At 70.4% G+C, this 16,339-nt stretch carries 22 protein-coding genes; 7 read left to right on the top strand and 15 right to left on the bottom strand.

What is annotated here, in order from left to right; translation table 11 throughout:
- Positions 1-32 precede the first annotated feature (32 nt).
- From HNQ05_RS09375 to HNQ05_RS09335, 9 genes are all read right to left on the bottom strand, one after another.
- On the bottom strand, positions 33-773 hold the full coding sequence (locus tag HNQ05_RS09375) for a c-type cytochrome (protein WP_147147523.1): 741 nt from the start codon (positions 771-773) through the stop codon (positions 33-35).
- Positions 774-782: 9 nt separating this feature from the next.
- Positions 783-1,106, bottom strand: a complete 324-nt coding sequence (locus HNQ05_RS09370) for a hypothetical protein (protein ID WP_147147525.1) — start codon at positions 1,104-1,106, stop codon at positions 783-785.
- Positions 1,099-2,532 carry a cbb3-type cytochrome c oxidase subunit I gene (locus HNQ05_RS09365; RefSeq protein ID WP_147147527.1) on the bottom strand — a complete coding sequence of 478 codons (1,434 nt, stop codon included), beginning with the start codon at positions 2,530-2,532 and terminating at the stop codon, positions 1,099-1,101. Before HNQ05_RS09365 ends, HNQ05_RS09370 begins: the two co-directional genes overlap by 8 nt.
- A gap of 12 nt (positions 2,533-2,544) precedes the next feature.
- Complete coding sequence (locus tag HNQ05_RS09360) at positions 2,545-3,210, bottom strand: c-type cytochrome (RefSeq protein WP_147147529.1); 666 nt, start codon at positions 3,208-3,210, stop codon at positions 2,545-2,547.
- A 169-nt stretch (positions 3,211-3,379) separates the two neighbouring features.
- The gene (nrdR, locus tag HNQ05_RS09355; protein ID WP_147147531.1) at positions 3,380-3,832 is read right to left on the bottom strand and encodes a transcriptional regulator NrdR; all 453 of its coding nucleotides are present in this window, start codon (positions 3,830-3,832) and stop codon (positions 3,380-3,382) included.
- 2 nt (positions 3,833-3,834) lie between these two features.
- On the bottom strand, positions 3,835-4,557 hold the full coding sequence (locus HNQ05_RS09350) for an SDR family NAD(P)-dependent oxidoreductase (RefSeq protein WP_147147533.1): 723 nt from the start codon (positions 4,555-4,557) through the stop codon (positions 3,835-3,837).
- A complete protein-coding gene (locus HNQ05_RS09345) occupies positions 4,554-5,180 on the bottom strand; it encodes a 1-acyl-sn-glycerol-3-phosphate acyltransferase (protein ID WP_147147535.1) in 627 nt (208 codons plus the stop codon). The genes HNQ05_RS09350 and HNQ05_RS09345 overlap by 4 nt, the downstream gene beginning before the upstream one ends.
- A gap of 134 nt (positions 5,181-5,314) precedes the next feature.
- Complete coding sequence (locus HNQ05_RS09340; RefSeq protein ID WP_147147537.1) at positions 5,315-6,280, bottom strand: PIG-L deacetylase family protein; 966 nt, start codon at positions 6,278-6,280, stop codon at positions 5,315-5,317.
- A 22-nt stretch (positions 6,281-6,302) separates the two neighbouring features.
- Positions 6,303-6,620: an antibiotic biosynthesis monooxygenase family protein gene (locus HNQ05_RS09335; protein WP_147147539.1), complete on the bottom strand. Its 318-nt coding sequence runs from the start codon at positions 6,618-6,620 to the stop codon at positions 6,303-6,305.
- Between the two features lie 131 nt (positions 6,621-6,751).
- Here HNQ05_RS09335 and HNQ05_RS09330 point away from each other — a divergent pair, with 131 nt between their 5' ends.
- The 4 genes from HNQ05_RS09330 (at position 6,752) to HNQ05_RS09315 (ending at position 8,895) form a co-directional block, all read left to right on the top strand.
- The gene (locus tag HNQ05_RS09330; RefSeq protein WP_147147541.1) at positions 6,752-7,450 is read left to right on the top strand and encodes a tetratricopeptide repeat protein; all 699 of its coding nucleotides are present in this window, start codon (positions 6,752-6,754) and stop codon (positions 7,448-7,450) included.
- 63 nt (positions 7,451-7,513) lie between these two features.
- Positions 7,514-7,681 (top strand): branched-chain amino acid ABC transporter substrate-binding protein, encoded by a 168-nt coding sequence (locus HNQ05_RS09325; protein WP_147147544.1) that lies wholly within the window; start codon positions 7,514-7,516, stop codon positions 7,679-7,681.
- A 39-nt stretch (positions 7,682-7,720) separates the two neighbouring features.
- A complete protein-coding gene (locus HNQ05_RS09320) occupies positions 7,721-8,269 on the top strand; it encodes a coiled-coil domain-containing protein (RefSeq protein ID WP_147147545.1) in 549 nt (182 codons plus the stop codon).
- A gap of 77 nt (positions 8,270-8,346) precedes the next feature.
- Complete coding sequence (locus HNQ05_RS09315) at positions 8,347-8,895, top strand: hypothetical protein (protein WP_147147547.1); 549 nt, start codon at positions 8,347-8,349, stop codon at positions 8,893-8,895.
- On the opposite strand, the gene HNQ05_RS09310 is transcribed toward HNQ05_RS09315, so the two are convergent.
- Positions 8,892-9,419: a hypothetical protein gene (locus tag HNQ05_RS09310; RefSeq protein ID WP_147147549.1), complete on the bottom strand. Its 528-nt coding sequence runs from the start codon at positions 9,417-9,419 to the stop codon at positions 8,892-8,894. The genes HNQ05_RS09315 and HNQ05_RS09310 overlap by 4 nt on opposite strands.
- Entirely contained in the window at positions 9,409-10,344 is a 936-nt protein-coding gene (locus HNQ05_RS09305) for a carbohydrate kinase family protein (RefSeq protein ID WP_147147551.1), read from the bottom strand. Before HNQ05_RS09305 ends, HNQ05_RS09310 begins: the two co-directional genes overlap by 11 nt.
- 130 nt (positions 10,345-10,474) lie before the next feature.
- Between HNQ05_RS09305 and HNQ05_RS09300 the strand changes: the two genes are divergently transcribed.
- Both HNQ05_RS09300 and HNQ05_RS09295 read left to right on the top strand, forming a co-directional pair.
- Positions 10,475-10,654, top strand: coding sequence for a branched-chain amino acid ABC transporter substrate-binding protein (locus HNQ05_RS09300; RefSeq protein ID WP_147147553.1), 180 nt, complete (start codon positions 10,475-10,477; stop codon positions 10,652-10,654).
- 43 nt (positions 10,655-10,697) lie between these two features.
- On the top strand, positions 10,698-11,264 hold the full coding sequence (locus tag HNQ05_RS09295) for a hypothetical protein (protein WP_147147555.1): 567 nt from the start codon (positions 10,698-10,700) through the stop codon (positions 11,262-11,264).
- Positions 11,265-11,440: 176 nt separating this feature from the next.
- Here the strand turns inward: HNQ05_RS09295 and HNQ05_RS09290 are convergent, their stop codons facing one another.
- The 4 genes from HNQ05_RS09290 to HNQ05_RS09275 all read right to left on the bottom strand — a co-directional run bounded on the left by HNQ05_RS09290 (position 11,441) and on the right by HNQ05_RS09275 (position 14,237).
- A complete protein-coding gene (locus HNQ05_RS09290; RefSeq protein ID WP_147147558.1) occupies positions 11,441-12,028 on the bottom strand; it encodes a DNA-3-methyladenine glycosylase family protein in 588 nt (195 codons plus the stop codon).
- A gap of 81 nt (positions 12,029-12,109) precedes the next feature.
- On the bottom strand, positions 12,110-12,703 hold the full coding sequence (locus tag HNQ05_RS09285; protein ID WP_147147560.1) for a cysteine hydrolase family protein: 594 nt from the start codon (positions 12,701-12,703) through the stop codon (positions 12,110-12,112).
- 20 nt (positions 12,704-12,723) lie between these two features.
- Positions 12,724-13,326, bottom strand: coding sequence for a biotin transporter BioY (locus HNQ05_RS09280; protein WP_147147562.1), 603 nt, complete (start codon positions 13,324-13,326; stop codon positions 12,724-12,726).
- A complete protein-coding gene (locus HNQ05_RS09275) occupies positions 13,323-14,237 on the bottom strand; it encodes a biotin--[acetyl-CoA-carboxylase] ligase (RefSeq protein ID WP_183677767.1) in 915 nt (304 codons plus the stop codon). Before HNQ05_RS09275 ends, HNQ05_RS09280 begins: the two co-directional genes overlap by 4 nt.
- 78 nt (positions 14,238-14,315) lie before the next feature.
- Here HNQ05_RS09275 and HNQ05_RS09270 point away from each other — a divergent pair, with 78 nt between their 5' ends.
- Complete coding sequence (locus tag HNQ05_RS09270; RefSeq protein WP_147147566.1) at positions 14,316-16,310, top strand: tetratricopeptide repeat protein; 1,995 nt, start codon at positions 14,316-14,318, stop codon at positions 16,308-16,310.
- Positions 16,311-16,339 lie beyond the last annotated feature (29 nt).

Here is a 16,339-nt window from a genome sequence, read left to right as displayed (position 1 = left end):
TTGTGGTCGTCAACCTATTGTAACCCACCGCACTATCGCAGCGCAGCCACCCGGGCCGCGTCGACCGCTCCGTAGGCGTTGCCCCAGCTGGTGCGCACGTGGCTGACCACCGCCGCCACCTCCTCGTCGGAGAAGCGGCCGCCAAAGGCGGGCATGGCCGTACCCGGCACGCCGTTTAGCACCGCCCGGATCACGAAGTCGGCGTCGGCCAGGGCGTCGTTGCCGGCGAGGGCCGGGAAGACCGTGCCCATGCCCTCGCCGTCCTTACCGTGGCAGCTCGCGCAGTTGGCGGCGTAGAGGCCCGCCCCGTCGACCGCGCCCGCCTTGGCCGTCGGCGCCGCGGCCGCCACCGAGCGGGCGATCTTCTGCACGGTCGTGGGCTGGTCCACGGTGGCGCTCTCGGCGCGCACCGCGATGTACCAGGCCACCACCACGACGAGCAGGAAAAGCAGCACCGGCAGCAGGCCGTAGAGCACCGGGCTGGGGGCCTTGGGGTTTTCGCGCTCGACCTCGTCGACGAGCTCGACCTCGACGGGCGCCCGCAACGGCGCCTGGCTGATGTGCCCGGCGAAGACGTTGTTCTCGTGGCTCACCTCGAAGACGTACTGGTGGTGGTCCTTGGCGCCGCCCTGGTAATGGGTGACGACGGTGAGGACGTGCTCGCCCTCGCCCATCTCCGCCGGGTCGAGCCGGACGTTGAACGGCGGCTCGGTCACGACGACCAGCGGCTCGCTGGCGTCGTCCATATAAACTTCAACACGAACAATATCCATGGTCACCTCCTAGTGGACGTGTTCCTCGGGTTCGTACTCGGCATGGAAGTTGACCACGACCCACCACATCCCCTGGGGGATGAAGAGGTAGGCCACGGCCGAGAAGAGGATCAGGTTGACCCAGAAGCGGTCCAGGTACCCCGTCGCCACCATGCCGGCCGCGGAGAGCACCTCGGCGGCGGCGAAGAGGTAGGACAGCTTCACCAGCCAGGGGCGCTCGAAGAGGCGGCCCATGGCGTAGAACATCGCGTACAAACCGGCCGTGAGGACGAAGAAGAAGCCGTAGATGATGATCGCCCCGACCATCTGCGCGATCTCGTGGCTGCTAATCATGCGCGCCCTCCGCGGCGTTCGCCGTCCGCCTGCGGCCGATGGTCAGCAGGTCCCAGACCAGCAGCACGTAACCGAGGAAGAAGAGCATCCCCATCCAGAAGCGCCACCAGTGGGTGTTGGTGTACCAGGGGTGGGTGTAGGACTTGATGTAGGCGTTCCAGGTGCTGCCCAGCTCGGCGCGCTCGATCATCGTCTGCGCGAAGCCGGAGATGGTGAAGGAGGCGACGATGCCGATGATGCCGAAGACCAAGAGTCCCCAGGCCCACGGCCAGAGCTTGGAGCCCAGCGGGATCTGCACCCGCTTGCCGATGTTCTGCACGGCGATGTAGACGAGCGTCAGCACCGTGCCTACGTAAGCCCCGAAGAAGGCGAAGTGGCCGTGCGCCGCCGCCAGCTGGGTGCCGTGGGAGTACATGTTGACCTGCGGCAGGGTCTGCATGAAGCCCCAGACGCCGGCGCCGATGAAGTTGCCGAAGGCCTGGGTGACGGCCCACATCATCGCGGGCTTGTTGATGGTGTGCAGGCGGTGGGCGCCGGCGTCGTAGACGGCGTGGACCACCATGGCCACGAGCGGCAGGGGCTCGAGCGCCGAGAAGAACCCGCCAAGGCCGATCCAGTACTCGGGAGTGCCGATCCAGAAGTAGTGGTGCCCGAGGCCGAGGATGCCGGTGCCGAAGACGAGGGCCACCTCGAGGAAGAGCCAGGTCTCGATCAGCTTGCGCGGGGTGCCCAGCAGGTACATCAGGCTCCAGCCCATCACCACGCCGACGAGCACCTCCCAGGTGGCCTCCACCCACAGGTGCACGACCCACCACCAGAGGTACTGGTCCATGGTGACGTTGACGGTGTAGTGCATGCCCGCGGTGTAGAGCGCGCCCAGGGCCACCAGGTCGAAGATCAGCACGCCCAGCAGGCCGGTGATACGGCGAGCGGCCAGCGTGGTGGCCACCACGTTGAAGAGGAAGACGGCCACCCAGGCCACGATGGCGAAGTCGGCCCATCTGGGCGCTTCGATGTACTCGCGCCCCTCGTTGATGAACCAGAGGGTGAAGGCGGTGCCCGGACCGATCTGGACGAGCAGGTAGACGAGAACGACGACGCCGACGCCGCCGACGATCACCCACCAGATGAACTTCGCCAGCTTGATGCCGACGACCTCACGTCCGGTCTCGATGGGCAGGAACCAGTAGACCCCGCCCATCATGCCCACCAGCAGCCAGACGATCATGGCGTTGAGGTGGACGGTACGGTTGGTCATGAACGACAGCTTCTGATAGAGGAAGTTGGGATCGATGTACTGATAGGCCAGGAGCAGCCCGAAGATAATCTGAGCCCCGAAGAGCGCAATGGCCACCACGAAGTACCAGATGGCCAACTTCTGCGACTCGTAGAGCTCGCCAGGTTGGCGGTGTGCAAACGTGCTCACAGCATCCCTCCCTTACTGAGCCACCCCGAAGCGCGGGGGAAAGCCGTTGGTGTCGATGGCGGACATCCACTTGAGGAAGGCCACCAGCGCGGTCGCCTCTTCGTCGGTGAAGTGCAGGTTAGGCATGCGGCGCTGGCCCTGGGGGTACTTCTCGGGGTTCATCAGCCAGACCTTCATGGCCTCCTCGTGGGTCTTGGCACCCACCATGGGCATTACCCGCTCTTCCCACCAGGGGTCGAGCCAGGCCCGGGTCAGGTCGGGCGCGTAGTAGGCGCCGTTACCCAGGATCTGGTGGCACTCCATGCAGTTGCGGCTCTGCAGCGTCATCTTGCCCTTGTTGACCAGGGCGAAGGCCTCCTCGGGGGAGTAGACCTTGCCGAAGAAGCCGGTCTGCTCGCCGATCACCGGGACCTGGCGGCGCTTCTCCTCGTTCCAGGTGAGGCCGATCTCGTGGTTGATCACGGTCCAGGTGGGCACCTGGCTCGCGCCCGGCCGCACCTTTTCGGTGGTGTCGAAGGTGAGCCACATCAAGATGAAGAGCATGATCAGGCTGCTCACCACCGCGGCGTTGCGCCAGAAGGTGGGCGAGAGCCAGCCGTAGCCCCGGCTCAGCACCAGGGTGATCACGACCGAAAGGAACACGGCCGCGACCGCGATCTGAATCCAGCTGTAGTCCATGCTGACCTCCTTTCACTATGGGCACTGCGTCACGGTCTGAGTATCCGGTGAAAAGAAACCCCCCGTCCATGACCTAGGTGGAGGGACATATGTCCGAAGAATCTTTTGCCGACCGTAAAAACGCGCGCTCAGGCGCGCGTGAGAGCCTCCTCATTTTGCCGGTGGCGGCCTAGGGCTCGCCCTCGCCTCCCAGCCGCTGGATCTCCTCGATGAAACGCTCCACGCTGTCGAACTCGCGGTAGACGCTGGCGAAGCGGATGTAGGCCACCTCGTCGAGCTCGCGCAGAAAGGCCATGGCGCGTTTGCCGATCGCCTCGGTGCTGATCTCGGGGGCGTCGATCTGGTCTTCGAAGCGGTAGGCGAAACGCTTGAGCACCTCGGTATCGACCGGGCGCTTCTCGCAGGCGAGCAGCAGCCCCCGCAGCAGCTTGTCGGGGTTGAAGGCCTCCTGCACCCCGGAGCGCTTGCGCACCATCAGCGGCTCGAGCTGGGGTCGCTCGTAGGTGGTGAAGCGGCGGCCGCAGGCGGCGCACTCGCGGCGGCGGCGGATGGCCAGCCCCTGGTCGGAGGGGCGCGAGTCGACGACCCGCGTGCCTTCGGAGCCGCAGTAGGGGCAGTTCATGGCTAGGGCAGCTCGCTGAGGATGTCGTAGAGCTCGGGCGGCTGCGGCGGCTGGGGCAGCTCGACGCCGATGACCTCGCCGTGGATGCCCTCGGAAACGGTGGAGCCCAGCGCCACCACCGCCCGCGCCAGCGGCAGGTCGTACTCCTCGCCGGCGGCCTCGCGGCTGGGCACCACGCCGTTGACCCGCACCGTCTTGGGGAAGACCCGGGTCGAACCCTCGATCAGGCCCCGCATCGCCCCGCGGATCGAGGCTACGTGGGGCTCGGAGTTGTCGGCGGGGGGCATGACGACGACGACGAACCCGCCCCCGGCCAGGTACTTGAGCCCGTGCTGCAAAGTGTAGAGGCTCGACTTCACGTCGGCGTTGAGCAGGTCGTACCACTCGCTCTCGAGCAGCTCGACGAAGGGGGTCTGGCTGACCGTCTGGGCCACGTGGACGATGCCGTCGAGCATCCCGTAGAGCTCCTCGATCTTGCCGAAGGTGGTGGCCACGTCGAGGCCCACGGACATGTCGCCGCGGATGGGGATCGCCGTCGCCCCCAGCGCCTCCACCTCCGAGGCCACCGCGGTGGCCAGCTCCACATCGGGGTCGACGGCGACGACGGTCGCCCGGTTACGCCCGTAGGCGTGGGCGATGGCGCGGCCGTAGCCGCGGCCGGCCCCGGTGATCATCACCACCCGGCCGGTGAGCCCCAGCAGGTCTTCGCGGGCGTCGGGGTTCATGCGCTCACCTCCGCTTCCTCGCGCGGCCGCGGCTCTTCGCGCGGACGCGGCACGATCGGGGTGTGGGCCTCGGGGTAGAGGCCGCGGCCGTGCTCTTCGTAAAAGGCACGCATCTTCGCAAAGTCGACCTCGAGGTCGCCCGTCGGCTCGATCCAGCCGCCGACGCCCACCTCGCGCCGCTCGTAGTTGATGTAGCCGAGGGCGATGGGAACGCCGGCCTCGAGGGCCATGTAGTAGAACCCGGTGCGCCAGTAGGGCGCACGCTTGCGGGTGCCGTCGGGCGCGATCACGACCACGCCCGCCCCCGGCGCCTTCAGGTAGTCGGCCATCTGCCCCACGAAGCCGCGGGTGTTCTTGCGGTCCACGGGAATGCCCCCCAGGGCCAGCATCAGGCGGCCAACGAGGGGCGGAAACAGCTCCTTCTTACCGATCCACTTGAAGGGCAGGCCCGAGGCCCAGCCCCAGAAGAGGGCGGGGAAGAAGTCCCAGTTCGAGGTGTGCGGGTACCCCACGGCCACGAACTTGGGCGCGTCGGGGAGGTTCATCACCGGCTTCCAGCGGGTAACACGGAGCAGCCAGCGCCCCAGGCGCTGCAGCCAGGTGGGGGGGTTCTTCTCGGTCATCGCTGTTTCTACTACCCTAACGCATCCGGACCGGAATTTGGGAAAGGGCGGCCGCGCCCGAAACCCTGGGTAGGATACCGCAGCCGCGCCCGCTTGGCTACGCCCCCTTGGGGGGGGTTGGCGGCGACGGCGCCTCAGGGGACGGGGTAGCGGCCGGGTTCGGGGAAGGGCGTGGGGGAGAAGAGCTCGTTGGTGCGTACGAAGGCGAGCATGAAGCGCGAGAGCACGTCGAGCTGGCTCTTGTGGGCCAGCGTGGCCGCGTGCTTGGTCTGCACCTCGGCGGCGGTGAGCGGGAAGCGGCGCCAGGCCAGCCCCCTGCCGCGCGGCGCGGGCTCGAGCGCCAGCCCCGGATGGTAGCCCTTGGGCAACGGCCACTCCAGACCCCCGTGGACGATCCAGTAGCGCAGCCGCCCGATCCTCCCGCTGCGCCCCGCCACCCGCTGGGCGAAGTACGAGGTGGCCTGGTGGTCGGGGTGGGCGTCACGGGGCGAGGGCAGGTAGACGCGGGTGGGGTCGACCCGGGCAAAGACGGCGGCGAGGTCGCGCTCGAGCGCCTCCCCGGTGTAGGGGGTTCCCGGGTTCAGGGTCCCCGGGTACGCGACCGCGTCGAGGCGGGTGTAGGGCGAGCGGTAGGGCACGTAGAAGTTCTCGAGGAAGAGGTGGCGCAGGCCGCGGTCGGGGTAGCCCAGGAAGAAGAGGTTCTGCTGCGGCACCCCCAGCTGCGCCGCCGCGGCGCGCGCCTCCTGCATGCGCCGTTCGCCGAGGGCGCGCAGGCCCTCCGGGCGCGGCCGCCGTCCGTGGTCGAGCACCAGCTCGTCCATCTCGAAGCCGTCGCCGCTCGTCATCCAGACGATGTACACCTCCGCACCGGCCTGCTGCGCGCGCCGCAGCAGGCCGCCGCAGCAGAGCACCTCGTCGTCGGGGTGGGGGGCCAGCACCAGCACCCGCTCGCCGGAACCGGGCGCGGCGGCCTGCGGCAGCCCCTCGACGTGCGCCCGGCCCCACCAGGCGTAGGCGTACTGCAACCAGGAGGGGGCGTTGACGACGGCCGCGAGCAGCAGCGCGATCAGGAACAGTCCGGCGACGAGTCGGCGCTTCACGGTATCCGCATGGTACCGCCCCTCAGGGCCGGACGCTGTCGGAAAGCACCTCGAAGGTCTCGAGCTCGTTCGCGCCGCGGAACGCCTCGCGCGGCAGCGAACCGGCGCGGGCGTGCCCCTCCCGGAAGGCCGGGCTCTGCACCCAGGCCTCGAAGGCCTCGCGGCTCTCCCAGAAGGTCTGCACCAGGTAGGGCTGGGTGGCGGGGTCGGCGGGCCTGAGCACCAGGTTGCGCACGAAGCCGGGGGCTTCGTCCACGGCGCGGGCGCGGTCCTGGAAGCGGGCCTCGAAGGCCGCGGCGAACTCGGGGTTGACCGGAATCCGGTTGATGGTAACGAACATGGTTTCCCTCCCGCCCCAGTCTACGGGCCGGCCCGCCGCACGACCGTAACGCCGTGCGGGCCGCGGCCTGGCGCGAAGCCACGAGCCCGGGAACCGACCGCCGCGGCCGCGGACTTGCTAGAATACCCCCGATGCGTATCCGTCCGCTCGCGCTGCTGCTCCTGCTCTTCGCCCCGGTCCTGGCCCAGGCGCCCGCTCCGCGGGTGCTGCTCCAGCTCGGCGAGTTCGAGGCCGCCTGGACCCAGGGTCGGGGCGCGGAGCGGCTGGGCGACCTCGCCGCCGCCGCCGAAGCGGCCAACCTGATCGCCCAGTACCGCGCAAAGAGCGACGCAGAGCGGCGGGCGTGGCTCGAGCGCGCCCAGGAAACCGCGCGCCGCGCCATCCGGCTCTTCCCCGACGCCGCCGAGGGCTACTACCAGCTGGCCCACGCCCAGGCCGAGGTGATCCGCTTCGTGGGCGTGCTCGCCAAACTCGGCCTCGCCAGCGAGATCAAGCGCAACCTCGAGCGCGCGCTCGAGCTCGACGCGGGCCACGCCCGCGCGGTGATGGGCCTGGCGCTCTGGCACCTGCAGCTCGCCAAGCGCGGCTTCGGCTGGCTCTACGGCGCTTCGCTGGGCGAGGTGGTGCCGCTCTTCGAGTGGGCCGTGACCCTTGAGCCCGACAGCGTCGAGATCCGCAAGAACTACGGCTTCGCGCTGATGCAGCTGGGCCGGCCCGAGGCCGCCCGCAAGCAGCTCGAAGCGGCGCTCGCGCTGCCGGTGAAAAGCGTCCCCGACCGCCTGCACCACGACCGTGCGGCAGAACTGCTGCGCGAGCTGGAACGCCCCTGACCCACCCAGCCTGTAACGCTGCCGTAACGCCCGCTTTGCTACCTTCCGTCCGGGAGGTGAGGCATGAAGCGAAACCTTACGGCGTCGTTCGCGCTGGCGCTGCTGTTGTTGGTGCTGGCCGCCTGCAGCGGCCCGGGCGCCCCGTCCGGCGGGAACGCCTGCCCCAGCCCGGCCGAGTTCGACCACGCTGGCTGCACCTTCGACGACGCCGGCACCACGTTCGGCCCCTAGGCCCCGAGTTTCCCGATGCCTTTGAGTAAGGAGGCGACCATGCTGCAAAAGACCAAGTACATCCTTTTCGGCATCTTCCTCGCCGCTTTGGGCCTGTGGGGCCTGGCGGTGACGATCCCGAACAGCTTTTCGGGCGGCGAGGTGGTGAGCGCCAGCAAGATGAACCAGAACTTCCAGGCCCTCAAGGCGGCGGTGGACACGCTGGAGAGCAAGGTGGCGGCGCTGGAGGCCGACAACGCCGACCTGAAGGACAAGCTGAGCACCGTACAGGCAGGCATGAAGGCCGTGGCTTCCAAGACGGGCCAGTTCGGCTACGCTCTGGTCAACGCCGACGGAACGCTGTGGCCCGACGCCAACTTCGACTCTTCGGGATCGGCGGTCACTTCCAGCAAAAGCGCAACGGGGTTGTATTTCGTCACGTTCCCGGGGCTTGATCTCATGCGCGGGACCGTCATGATCACGGACGGCGACCCCATGTCACGCTGCACCATCGGCTTCTGGAACCAGACGCAGGTCAGCGTCGAGTGCTACGACGTCGCGACGGGCAACCCGGTCGACGCGGCGTTTACCGTGCTCGTCGTCAAGTAAGTGGACCGTAAGTAGCTGCATGCGCCCGGCACCCGCACCAAGGGCGGTGCGGCCCTGGGCATCTCGAGGAGGCAACCGTGCTGCAGAAGACCAAATACGTTCTCTTAGGGGCTTTTCTCTCCGCCTTGGGCCTGTGGGGCCTGGCGGTGACGATTCCCAACAGCTTTTCGAGCGGCGAGGTGGTGAGTGCCAGCAAGATGAACGAAAACTTCCAGGCCCTCAAGGCGGCGGTGGACGCGTTGGAGGCGAAACTCAGCGAAGTGCAGGCGGGCCAGAAAGCGCTCACCTCGGCAGCGGGGGTGCTGGCCTACGCCAGGCAAGACCAGGGCGCCTTGGTGCAAAGCTTCAACCCTGCCGGCAACGTTACCCTGGAATTCGACGCCAGCAACAAGTACGCAACATTTACCTTCTCGGGCCTCGACCTCAGCGACGCGGCAATTCTGGTCACCCCCGGTGGGCTCGGCCTCGCCGACCAGGGCCTGACTTGCCGGGTGGACCACGTGTTGTTCGACGGAAGCGACAGCACGGTCGGGGTCGAATGCGTGACCGTTCGGGACGTGACCGGAACGGGCGACCCGCGGGTCGATCTGAGCTGGGAAGAGCTCTACCTGGTCGCCATACGCTAGGGCGGCTGGATGGGCCGCCCCCAACACGGCGCTTCCACCACCACCGGTGCGGGCTCGGGCCAACCCCCGGGCCCGCGCTCCATCACCGCGTCCAGGCTCCAGCGCGCCGCCCACAGCCGCTTGAGCGCCCACAGCGCTTCCTGGGGGGAGGCGGCGGTTTCCTGGGGGACCTCTCCGGGCCGGTAGAGCCGGAAGCGCCCCGGCGGCAAGGCCGCCACGAACGCCTCGCCCCGCTCGGAAACCAGGTAGGACGTGCGCACCAGCCGCGCCGCCTCCGCGGCCGCGCGCGCCAGCCGTTCCTCGTCCACCCGCACCCCCCAGACCCCGGCGAAGAGCCGCTCGATCTGGAATTGCAGGTTGTTCAGGCGGTAGAACTCCTCCTCCACCCAGGCGGGCACCACCCAGGCCTCGGGCCGGTCCTCCCCCGCCGCAAGCCGCGCGCGCAGGCGGGCCACCTCGCCCCCTTCGCGGCTTTCGGCCAGGGGAACCAGCGGTTTGAGGTTCAGGTCTTCGTCACGAAACACCGCAGTGCTCCTTCATGCGCGCGTCCAGCGGCGGCCGGGCCCCGCGCCGCGCCACCACCCAGCCGGAGACCACCACGGCGAAGCGGGCCGCCTCCTCCGGCCCCTGCCCCCGAGCCCAGCGCGCCAGGAAGGCGCCGGCGAAGGCGTCGCCCGCGCCGGTGGCGTCGGTGGCCCGGTCGGGGGTGGGGGGCAGGTGGGTGAAGCGCCCGTCTTTGCCCACGAGCGCGCCCTTGGCGTCGAGCTTCAGGGCGACGACGGCGCTGGGATAGAGCTCGGCGAGGCGGCGCGCCATGGCCTCGGGGTCGCGTTCGCCGGTGAGGATGCGGCCTTCGTCGTAGTTGGGAAAGACCACGTCAAGGTCGAGGGCGGCCGTCATGCGCACGAAGGCGGAGGGGCCCGCCTCCTCGATGAGCTGGAACGAGGCGGGGTCGAGCGAGAGCGTGCGCCCGGCGGCCTTGGCGCGCCTCGCCGCGCTCAGGGCCGCCTTACGCGGCGGATCGGTAAAGAGCGACCAGCCGGTGAGGTGCAGGTGGTTCGCGCTCTCCAGATCGGTGGGCAGGTCGGCTTCGGTGAGCAGAAAGTCGGCTCCCTGCCCCGAGACCATCGAACGCTGTCCGGTGTGGTCCACCCAGACGGCCACCACCCCGGTGGGCCGGCTCGAGGTCTCGCTGAGCCGGGCTTCCACCCCCTCCTCGGCCAGATTCTCGCGGGCCAGCTCCCCGAACCGGTCGCGCCCGATCTTGCCCACGAAACCCGCTCGGGCGCCGCAACGCCGCGCCCAGACGGCCACGTTGGCGGCGCTGCCGCCGGGCTGCAGCTCCACCTGACCGAAGGTGTCGCCCCCGGGGGCAAGCGGCGCGTCGGTGTGAATGAGCACGTCCCAGGCGAAGTCGCCCAGGGCCAGCACGTCGAGGGATTCGGCCATGGCTCCAGCCTAGCAGCTTGCACCGCCGGTCGTGGGAGGCCAACGGCGCTGAACGATCGGCCGGGGCGTTGCCGCACTTGAAACGCTTCGGTAACGCCCCCTTGGCTAGCCTGGGTCCGGGAGGCGAAGCATGAAGCGGAAATTTGCGGCGTCGTTCGCGCTGGTGCTGCTGCTTTTGGCGCTGGCGGCCTGCGGCGGAAGCGGTAGCGGCGGAAATGGCGGCGGAGGCGGGAGCGCCTGCCCCAGCCCAGCCGAGTTCGACCACTCCGGCTGTACCTTCGACGATGCCGGTACCCTGTTCGGACCCTAGGCCTTTCGACCTTCTCGATTTTTTTTAAGTATTGGAGCGCATCATGCTGCAAAAGACCAAGTACACCCTTTTGGGTATCTTCCTCGCCGCCCTGGGCCTGTGGGGCCTGGCGGTGACGATCCCCAACAGCTTTTCCAGTGGCGAGGTGCTGAGCGCCGCGAAGATGAACGAGAACTTCCAGGCCCTCAAGGCGGCGGTGGACCAGTTGGAAAGCAAGGTGGCCGCGCACGAAGAAAAACTTTCAGCGGTGGGACCCGGTCAAAAGGCCCTGGCAAGCCAAGCCGGAGCGATGGGGAGGGCGCTCGTGCGCTGGAACGGTAGCACCCTTTCGGTGGACATGGACTGGTCCTTCAGCTCCTCGGGCGGCAACATCTCGGCGACCCGCGACGGAACGGGTCAGTACACGGTCGTGTTCGAGAACCTCACCGACGGCAACCTGCCGTATGGAACCGTCGTGGCCAGCACGAGGGACGACACCGGGGTGCGTTGCGAGAGCTGGAGCCTTAAGAATGAGGGGGCCTGGAAGCCAGACGTGCGTATCCTAGTGGAATGCCGGAATGCTTCCGGTACCCTTACCGACGCCACGTTCCGCCTCCTCTACGTGCGTTAGCACCCCCTACGCATCAAGTTCGCGGTCGCTCTGACCAGGCGGCTTCAATCATCGACACGGCTCACCACCACTGGCGCGGGCTCGGGCCAAGCCCCGGGCCCGCGCTCCATCACCGCGTCCAGGCTCCAGCGCGCCGCCCACGGCCGCTTGTGTGCCCACGGGGACACTTGGGCGGCTCAGGCGTCGGTCTCGGCCCAGAGGTAGTGGGCGGCCGCCGAACGCCAGGGGCGGAAGCGCTCGCCCAGCGCCTCGACCTCGGCGCGGCTCGCGAGGCCGTAGAGCCGCTCGGCCTGGCGCACCATCCCCAGGTCGCCGGTGGGCCAGACGTCCATACGCCCGAGGCTGAAGATCAACACCATCTGCGCCGTCCAGGGGCCGACGCCGCGCAGCCGCACCAGCCGGGCCGCCGCCTCTTCGTCGGACAGGGTGTGCAGCCCCGCGAAGTACCCCTCCAGCTGCGCCCGCGCCAGCTCCTCGAGGGCGCGCCCCTTGGCGCGGGCCAGGCCCAGCGCCCGCAGCCCTTCCTCGCCCAACGCGAGCAGCCGTTCGGGCTCGAGCCCCGTCGCCTGCTGCACCCGCCGGAACATCGTCCGCGCCACCGCGTTGGAGAGCTGCTGCCCCACGACGGCCCGCACCAGCGCGGGAAAGACCGGGTGCAGCCCCCAGCGGTAGGGGCCGTGGCGCTCGATCAGCCGGGCCATCACCGGATCCCGGGCCAGCTGCGCCAGCGCCTCGGGGTGGGCGGTGCGTTCGGAGAGGTGCATGGCTGAGCCGGAAGTGGGGTGTGGGAGGTAGGACGTGGGTTATTGATTCCTACCTCCCACCCCCTACATCCCACAACCCGACTACGCGAACTTCACCCCCTCCACCGTCGTCACCTTGCCCTGGTAGAGGAAGCTCACCTGCCGCAGCGCCGCGGCCAGGTCGAAGGGCGCGAGCGCGCTGGTGCCGTCTTCGGGCAGCACCACCTCGAACCAGCGCAGCGCCGCCGAGCCGGCGGTGTGGAGCACGCAGATGTTGGCCACGGTGCCCACCACCACCACGTGCTTCACCCCCCAGAGACGCAGCAGGTGCTCGAGCGGGGTGCCGTAGAAGGCGTCGTAGCGCAGCTTCTGGATGCGGGTCTCGTCGGGAAGGGGGGTGAGCTCGCGCACGATCTCGGCCCCCCAGGTCCCGGCCACCGCGTGCCGCGGCCAGATCCGGAACTCGGGGTCGTCCTCGGCGTGCCAGTCCTGGGTGAAGACGACGCGCGCCCCCGCCGCGCGCGCTTTGTCTAGCAGCGCGCGGATCCGCGGGATCGACGCTTCGGCGTCGGGCACGAAGAGCGCCCCGTCGGGGTGGGCGAAGTCGTTCTGCATGTCCACCACGATGAGCGCCGTCTCCGCGGCCGGCAGCCTCACCTCTTCTTCGCGGGGAACCTCGGGAACGTCCACGGTCATGGCGCGTTCACCTCCTCACCCTAGATTCTGCCCGAGCGGCCCAGCCCCTTCCAGGCCGCGGGCAGCAGCACCGCCGCCAGCCCCGCCTTGAGCAGGTCGCCGAGCGCGAAGGGCCAGAACCCCAGCGCCAGCAATCCCGGCAGGCTGACCGTCTTCCCCGCGAGCGCCATCCAGCCGGCGAGGCCCGCGAGGCCGAAGGCGTAGATCGCCGCGCCGGCCGCCAGCATGGCCAGAAAGGCCGGCAGCGGCCGGCGGTCGGCGGCGAAGCGCTCGACGAGGGCGCCCGCAAGCCAGGCCGCGGCGACGAAGCCCAGCAGGTAGCCGCCCGTGGGGCCGGCGAGCCAGCCCACCCCCGCGCCCCCGCCGGCGAAGACGGGCAGCCCCGCCGCGCCCGCGGCCAGGTAGAGCAGCAGGGCCTGCGCCCCCAGGCGGCTCCCCAGCGCCGCGCCGGCGAGCAGCACGCCCAGCGTCTGCAGGGTGACGGGCACCGGGGTGAAGGGCAGCGGCAGGGCCACCTGCGCCAGCAGGGCCACGAAGCCCGCACCCAGCGCCACCGCCAGCGCCCGCCGCGAAGTCGTGTTCAGATCAAAGACCGAAGGAACCAAAGCCGTCGTTGCGTTCATACGAAGCCTCCTATCCATTCCACGTCGCCCGCGCTCACGCGGGTCCGCTTGCCCCGCGGCGTCTTGAGCACCAGGGAACCGTCCTCTTCCAGGTCCACGGCCGTGCCCTCCTTGGGGCCGGCCGGGGTGTGCACCCGCACCGACCGCCCGAGGGTGACCGAGCGCGCCCGCCAGGCCGTGCGCACCGGCTCGGGGTCGGGCAGGGCCAGGTACAACGGCTCGAGCGCCGCCAGGAAGCGCGCCAGCACGTCGGCGCGCGCCGCGGCGCCGAACTCGGCGAGCCCGGCCGCACCCTCGAGGCCCGGGGGCTCGAGGTTCACCCCCACCCCCAGCACCAGGTAGCGCACCTCCTCGCCGCGCAGGTCGGCCTCGACGAGCACCCCCGCGAGCTTGCGCCCGTCGGGGGCGAGCAGGTCGTTGGGCCACTTGAGGCCGCCCACGCCGGCGGCCTCGGCCAGCGCCACCCCCGCGGCCAGCGAGACGAGCGGCAACGCGACCAGGGGCAGCTCGGGGCGCAGGACCAGCGAGAAGTAGAGGCCGCCCGTGGGGCTCAGCCAGGTGCGGCCGCGGCGGCCGCGGCCCGCGGTCTGGCGCTCGGCCACGGCCAGCGCGCCCTCCGCGGCGCCCGCCTCGGCGAGCTCGCGCGCGGCGTCCTGGGTGGAGGTCGTCTCGGCCAGGTAGACGACCTCGTCCAGAAGCGGCCCCGCGTAGCGCCGCAAAAGCGGCCGCGGCGCCGGTGCGCCCGGCCTGAGCCGGTAGCCGCGCGGCCCCGACTCCACCGGGTACCCCGCTTGCTGCAACCGCTGCACCCGCTTGTGCACGGCCACCCGGCTCACGCCCAGGCGGCGGGCCAGCGCCTCGCCGCTGGTGAAGGCCTCGTCGAGCTCGAGCAACAACGCGTCGGGTCGCATCGTTAACCAGTATCGCATTCCCGGGTTAACCCCTCAACTCCCATGCCCCCTTAACCCCCAGCCGGTAGACTTGGGGCTATGCGAAGACTGCTCATCGCCCTCGGGGCGTTTTTCGGCCTCGGCCTGGCCGCGGGCCTGGTGCTTCCCTTCGACGGACCGGGGGGCGGCGCCCTGGCGCTCGCCCTGGCCGACCGCGTGGAAGCCCCCTCGCCGGTGCTGGCCGAACTCACCCTTCCCGAAACCCCCTGGCCGCAGGGCTGGGGCTACCTGGTGGGGACGCTGTACGGACCCGGCGGAGCGCGGCTGGTCTACGAGGCCACCGGGGCCGACTGGGTGCTGGTGGGGCGGGTGACCGCGGACGGCTGGCTCGACGCCCACCTCTACGGCCCCGCCGGACCCGAGCGCGCCCGCTTCAGCGAGCCCGAGCTGCTCGCCGACTGGCTGGCGCTCAAGGTGGAGGCGCCCCGGCGTCCGCTGGTTCTGACGCCGCAGCTCGACGGCGCGCTCACCCGGCTGCTCGACGGGGACGTGGAGGCTGCGGCGCGGGGGCTCGCGGAGCTCGAGCCGCGCCCGCGGGCCCGGCTCGAGGCCGAGATCGCCGCGGTCAAGGGCCTGTTCGCCCACGGAGCGGATCTGGCCGCGCTGGGGCTGCCGCCGGGCGTCGTGGACTACTGGGCCCACCGCAAGGACCCCGAGGCCATGAGCGACGCCGGGATGGGGCCCGTGTGGAAGGCCTTCTTCCCCATCACCCAGGACGACCGCCCCGCCGCGCGCGAGCGCGCCCTGGCGCTCCTTGGCTCCGACCGCGCCCTCGACCTGGCGGGGGCGCTGCTGCTCTTGCGGGCGCTCGACGACCCGGCCTGGGTCCAGGCGGCGCAGCGCCTCACCGCCGCAGCCCCGGAGCTGCCCCTGGGCTGGGAGGAACTCAGCTTCGCCGCCTTCGACGCGGACGACGCGGACGGGGCCGTCCGGGCGCTCGAGCGCGCCCTGGAGCTCGACCCCGAAAACGACCTCTACTGGACCAACCTTGGCTGGGCGCGCTACCTGCAGGGCGACCTGCCCGGCGCCATCGCCGCCTCGCTGCGGGCCATGCGGATCGCCCCAGGCCCCACGGCCGCCTACAACCTGGGCCTCTTCTACGCGCTGGCGCGCGACCACGACCGCGCCTTCGCGCATTACCTGCAGGCGCTGCGCCTCGACGACGAAGGGGTCGCCTCGATGGCGCTCGAGGACCTGGCCAAGACCCACCGCACCGACCTGCTCTACTGGCAGGGCTTCCTGCTCGAGCGCACCGGCCGCGCCGGGGAGGCCCGGCAGGCCTACGCGGGCTTTTTGGCCGAGCACCCCGACCACTCGCTGGCCCCGCTGGCGCGCGAGGCCCTGGCGGCGCTGGAGCGCGTCGAGACCCGGCTCGAGCTGCTGGGCTTCCACCTGGGGCCGCTGAACGTCGGCTTCGAGGTCGGCGCTGGCGAGGCGGTGCGGCCGCGGCTGCGCGCCGAAACCAGCGGCTACCTGCCGAGCGGCCCGGTGGAGGTCGAGGTGCGTTCGGACGCGGGCGTGGTCGCCCACGCGCGCAACGAGGTGACCCTGCCCCCGCTCACCTCCGACTGGACCCGCGAGCTCGCCCCGGTGACGCTCGCCGAGCCGGGCCGTTACCGCGTCACCGTCCGCTACGCCGGCCAGAGCGCCGAGGCCGAGCTGCGGGTGGAGCAAGGCCACCTGGCGCGGCGGCTCTTGGGGCAGGAGGTCGTCCCCCTGGGGCTTGGGGGTACGCCCCTGCTCACCCCCGAGGAGCTGGCCGCCCCGGACGGCACGGAGCGCCTAATCGCGGCCCTGCTCGGGGCCGTGCGCGCGGCCGCCCCGAGCGCCGGGCGCATCGAGCGCTTCGCCAAACCGCTGCCCGCCGGCCCCTTTCAGGGCAAGAGCGTGGCCCAGCTGATGGCCACCGCCGACGCCGAGCTGGTGCGGCGCTTCCTGGAAGCGGCGCTCGAACAGCCGCAATGGCTGCTGGAGCAGGACGCGGTCAACGCTTTCGCGGGTTGGCTGGCGAGCGGCGCAAAAGCCTCACCTTGACCCCCTTCCGGCCCTGAGCTAAACTCGCC

The sequence above is a fragment of the Oceanithermus desulfurans genome, assembly GCF_014201675.1.
Taxonomy (GTDB): Bacteria; Deinococcota; Deinococci; order Deinococcales; family Marinithermaceae; genus Oceanithermus; species Oceanithermus desulfurans.
Note: the sequence above shows the minus strand (reverse complement) of the source record. Positions and strands in the feature narration are given on the sequence as shown.

Coding starts and splice junctions, on each gene's coding strand:
- HNQ05_RS09280 (WP_147147562.1), bottom strand. CDS start 13,326: ATGAACGCAACGACGGCTTTGGTTCCTTCGGTCTTTGATCTGAACACG.
- nrdR (WP_147147531.1), bottom strand. CDS start 3,832: ATGAACTGCCCCTACTGCGGCTCCGAAGGCACGCGGGTCGTCGACTCG.
- HNQ05_RS09325 (WP_147147544.1), top strand. CDS start 7,514: ATGAAGCGAAACCTTACGGCGTCGTTCGCGCTGGCGCTGCTGTTGTTG.
- HNQ05_RS09290 (WP_147147558.1), bottom strand. CDS start 12,028: ATGCACCTCTCCGAACGCACCGCCCACCCCGAGGCGCTGGCGCAGCTG.
- HNQ05_RS09300 (WP_147147553.1), top strand. CDS start 10,475: ATGAAGCGGAAATTTGCGGCGTCGTTCGCGCTGGTGCTGCTGCTTTTG.
- HNQ05_RS09370 (WP_147147525.1), bottom strand. CDS start 1,106: ATGATTAGCAGCCACGAGATCGCGCAGATGGTCGGGGCGATCATCATC.
- HNQ05_RS09270 (WP_147147566.1), top strand. CDS start 14,316: ATGCGAAGACTGCTCATCGCCCTCGGGGCGTTTTTCGGCCTCGGCCTG.
- HNQ05_RS09305 (WP_147147551.1), bottom strand. CDS start 10,344: ATGGCCGAATCCCTCGACGTGCTGGCCCTGGGCGACTTCGCCTGGGAC.
- HNQ05_RS09375 (WP_147147523.1), bottom strand. CDS start 773: ATGGATATTGTTCGTGTTGAAGTTTATATGGACGACGCCAGCGAGCCG.
- HNQ05_RS09295 (WP_147147555.1), top strand. CDS start 10,698: ATGCTGCAAAAGACCAAGTACACCCTTTTGGGTATCTTCCTCGCCGCC.
- HNQ05_RS09345 (WP_147147535.1), bottom strand. CDS start 5,180: ATGACCGAGAAGAACCCCCCCACCTGGCTGCAGCGCCTGGGGCGCTGG.
- HNQ05_RS09330 (WP_147147541.1), top strand. CDS start 6,752: ATGCGTATCCGTCCGCTCGCGCTGCTGCTCCTGCTCTTCGCCCCGGTC.
- HNQ05_RS09360 (WP_147147529.1), bottom strand. CDS start 3,210: ATGGACTACAGCTGGATTCAGATCGCGGTCGCGGCCGTGTTCCTTTCG.
- HNQ05_RS09275 (WP_183677767.1), bottom strand. CDS start 14,237: ATGCGACCCGACGCGTTGTTGCTCGAGCTCGACGAGGCCTTCACCAGC.
- HNQ05_RS09285 (WP_147147560.1), bottom strand. CDS start 12,703: ATGACCGTGGACGTTCCCGAGGTTCCCCGCGAAGAAGAGGTGAGGCTG.
- HNQ05_RS09350 (WP_147147533.1), bottom strand. CDS start 4,557: ATGAACCCCGACGCCCGCGAAGACCTGCTGGGGCTCACCGGCCGGGTG.
- HNQ05_RS09320 (WP_147147545.1), top strand. CDS start 7,721: ATGCTGCAAAAGACCAAGTACATCCTTTTCGGCATCTTCCTCGCCGCT.
- HNQ05_RS09335 (WP_147147539.1), bottom strand. CDS start 6,620: ATGTTCGTTACCATCAACCGGATTCCGGTCAACCCCGAGTTCGCCGCG.